At 70.8% G+C, this 3,914-nt stretch carries 1 protein-coding gene; it reads right to left on the minus strand.

Annotated elements, in window-relative coordinates:
* Positions 1 to 3,870, minus strand: a 3,870-nt coding sequence (locus KAY22_RS25810) for a hypothetical protein (RefSeq protein WP_296625962.1), incomplete at its 3' end; no start/stop codon positions are given.
* Positions 3,871 to 3,914: the final 44 nt, after the last annotated feature.

The raw sequence follows: 3,914 nt of genomic DNA on the forward strand, positions 1-3,914 counted from the left end.
CTGGTAGAACTGCGTCCTGACATCGGGATCTGCGGTACCCTGGCCCTGGAGCCGCCGCCAGTCGAGCGGCAGCGACTGCAGGAAAATGGCGAAATCGGCCGCGGTATCCGGCCGGATGATGCCGGCCGGTTCGACGGCGCCGAGATGCTGTGGCCCGGCTGCCTGCAGGGAGAGCTCGGCATCCGAGGCACCGCGAGCAACCGCTGCCCCCGCTCCGGCCGGCCGCCAGTCGGCGATCGACGCGCCAGTATGCCGGTTCCAGATCGCCCAGGCGTTGCCACCGATCGCTGCGGAAATAGCGAGGTCCGGCACCTCGTCGTGCACGAGCACGGGGATCGAGGCGTTGGGCCCCAGGAGCTGCAGCAGATGCAGCCGCTCCGCATTCCCCACCTGGCCACCGGCGAATTCCGGCGTGATCTCGAGTTCGCCGCACCGCCAGCCCGATTTCCCCAGCACATCGCGCAAGGCGGCCTCGTTGATGCTGCCGATGCGTCGCCTCACATCATCGGTGAGCGAGGTACGCGATTCCGCCAGGACCCGCCGCGCATGTGCAGCCAGCTCGTCGCGCGCCTGCTCGAGAGCGCCCGGGTGCAGCGACGCCGATAGCGCGATCGCGGCCAGACGGGCATTGGCCTCGGGTGTCGCATGAGCCGACGCCATCAGCCGTTCGAGAGCGGCGGTCATCGTCGGCGCCCGCTCGAGCAGCGCTGCGAGATCGTCGACATGACGCAGGAGCTTGGCGGCACGCGACGAACCCTCGGCGGCGGCCCGGGTCCCGTCGAGGACGACGACACCGGAGGGGAGCGAGAAGCGTGGCTCCCCGCGGCGGTACTGGCGATCGCGGAAGGCAGCGCGGAACCAGCGCTCGTGCGCGAGCGACGCCTTGCGGGCCTGCATCCTCGCCGGGCGCGGGGTCGACGCGATTTCATGCATGGTGCGATAGAGGTCGGGCACAGCCTCGATCGCCGACATGCCGAGCTCGTCGAGAAACGGGAAGTTTGCCGGGTGGTTGCGCATCGCCCAGACCGCGCTGCGGACAGCGCTCTCGATATCTTCAGGCTTCGGCCAGCGCTCCGCGTCCGCCCCAGGTCCGCGCGTCAGGTCGCGAATTTCCTCGATCGCCGACCAGGCGTCGAGTTCGGGCCGGGGATGAGTCGAGTACGGCTCCGCGACGCGGTACGAATGGGCCGCGAGCTCCGCGATCAGCTTCGATTCGATTGTGGCGAGATCGAAGGATCCGGCCCTGGGCTCGCCGGCGTCATCGGCGCCGCCGAGCGCGAAGCGCCTGCTGCCGCCCGCCTCGATGCCGACCGAGGCCAGCGCCGCGCGGTAGCGCAGCTCGGCACTGCGATGCCGGATCTCTGCGACGGCCCGATCGGCTGCCGAGACTATCTGTCGATCGCTTGCGCGATCGGTCGCCGCGGCGAGCTCGGCGCGCCGCTGCGCCACCGCGAGGCCGGCCAGGTGCAGGCCGGGCGCCGGTCGGTCGAGCAGGTCGAGCATCTCGGCCAGCGATGCCACGATGCGGCGCTGGGCTCGTGCGGCGTCGAACAGCTGGCGATCACCCGGCTCCTCTGCGACGGCCGCGCCGATCGGTTCGGTGAGCTCGGCCATGGCCTCGTGGAACGCCGCTGCATCCTCCCGCGAGTTGATCGCTCCGATGCGCAGCTCCGCGTCATCGTCACGGCCAAGCGCGAACTCCGCCGGGATCGTGCCGGCGGAGACGGTCGCAACCTGTATCGCCGCACGCTCGGCGTCGAGCGCTGTACCGATGCTCGCCGGCCGCGGCGACACCTTGCCCGAAGCAAGTGCGATCCAGAGGTCGGCGCCATCAGCGGAGCGGCCCCACAGTCGCTGCGCCTCACGGTCGCTTGCCCGACCGGCCGCGAGCAATGCCGCTGCGACTGAGGCAGGCTGCTGCGGGACCCCCGGCATGGCGACGATGACCGACAGGGCGTCGAGAAGAGCACGACGTTCCTCGCGCAGCGCGTCGACGCCCGATTCCGCCGGCCCGTCCGGCGCCTGAGCGATGGCGAGGGCGTATCGTCCGAGCCGGTCGACCGTCGACGCATAGGCGTCGACGGCACCGCGCACCGCCAGCTCGCCGGCGGGGGCGAGCGAGATCGTCGAGCCATCGGCAAGGATGGATTGTCGGGCCGCGAGGCCGGCCCGCGACCAGTCCGCATCACCGAGCTCGATCCCCGCGGCGAGTGCAAGCGCCATGGGGTCCTGGCCGGCGAGCCGGATCCGGCCCAGCCCGTCCGTCGCGACGAACCGCGGGAGCGGCGGCAGCGGGATCTCAGTTCGGGCTCCGGCCGGCCGCCACGACTGACCGTTCATTGCCGATGGCAATTCGACGATCGCGGAGGCCGGCAGGCCGCCGCTGCCGGCGACGAGATGGCGGCTCGCTCTGGCGATATCGGCGACGGCCGCGGCGGGCGGGCGATTCTCGACGATCCCGGCGATGCGGGCGGCCTCGTGCCGGTCGTCGAAGGCGGCGGGCAGACCGATGCTCGCAGCGATGACGGAACTGGGAGCCAGCAGCGCTGACGGGCCGGTGGCGAGCGCCAGCGCGGCGCGCCGGCGACAGTCCCGGCCGAGCCGTCCGGACATCGCCTTCGCGAACACGTCCGACGGGGTGATGAACCCGCGGTTCCGGCCCCAGTTCGCGATCCGGTCGATCAGCCGTGCCGCCTTGTCGAACGGGTGATCGCCGCGCAGCCGCGCCTCGATCTCGCGCATGCGCGCGTTCTGCCAGGCCGTGCTATTGACCGCTTTGTCGGCGATCCAGGCTCGGAGTCCTTTCACCCGGCCGTCGGGGTGCGACAGCGCGTCGGCAAAACTGAGCGGCACGATCGAGGTGGTCGCGCGCCGCAAATTCCCGGGCAACGTGGCCTCGCCGAGAAACCGGGCCACGGTACGATAGCTCCAGTGCGGTCGGTCACGCTCGAGGGCGGCAATCAGTTCGTGCCGGCGGCGCGCCCAGGCGCCGAACCGGTATGCCAGCTCCTCGTCCTGGCTGCGCGTGCCGTTCGCCGGATAGCGATTGCGGAGGACCCGCAGTTCATCGGCGGTCAGCAGGCGTTCGATCGAATGCCAGGATTCGTGGTAGGCGGTATCAAGCGGATCGAGAGACGGGTCGAGCGCGACCGACATCAGCGCGCGCGCATGCTCGTAGAGGCCGGCGACCGGCTGGCGGCCGGGGTGGTCGGCGCCGGAGCGCAGCACAGTGTCACCTTCGGCGAAAAGCCGCTCGGAAAAGGCGACATCCACGCCGGGATTGATTCGCGAGGCGATGCGGACGATCTCGGTCTGCAGCGCGGCGATGTTTTCGCGTGCGGGGGGGCCGCTACCAGGAACCGGCACAGCGTCAGGCACCGTCGCGACGAAGGATTGCTGCAGTTCGGCAAGTGCCGATTCCAGCCGCCTGGCAGTCTCGGCCGGAACACCCGCGCCCAGCATGGCAAGGTGCGCACCATCGATGTCGCCGCGGGTGTCGGTGGCAAGAGCCACGTCGTCGAGCAGGTCCTCGATTTGGTCCCTCGCCAGCCCGGTGGCCGCCACTGCATCGGCGACCGCCTGGATATAGGCGGCCGTGGCCGCCGGCAGACCGATCGGGGATCGCGCCGGCACCGGAGGCGAGGCCGCGGGATCCGCGGCCGGCTCAAGGTCCAGCGCAAACTGGATGGCCTTGGCATGCGCCACGACCGCCGGCAAATCGATGCCGGCCTGCGCAAGGTGGACCAGCGCGACCTGGGACGCCGCCGACAGGCCGGCCGAAGCCTGGTCGAGCGTATCGGCGGCGAGTTGCACGAAATGCCCGTAATCGGCCTTGATCGCGCTGGCCGAGTCCAGCACGGATCCTGCCACGCGACCGAACGCTCCATCGGCCTGGTCGATGAGCCGCTCTATGC

Source organism: Rhizorhabdus sp., assembly GCF_018006725.1.
Classification (GTDB): Bacteria; Pseudomonadota; Alphaproteobacteria; order Sphingomonadales; family Sphingomonadaceae; genus Rhizorhabdus.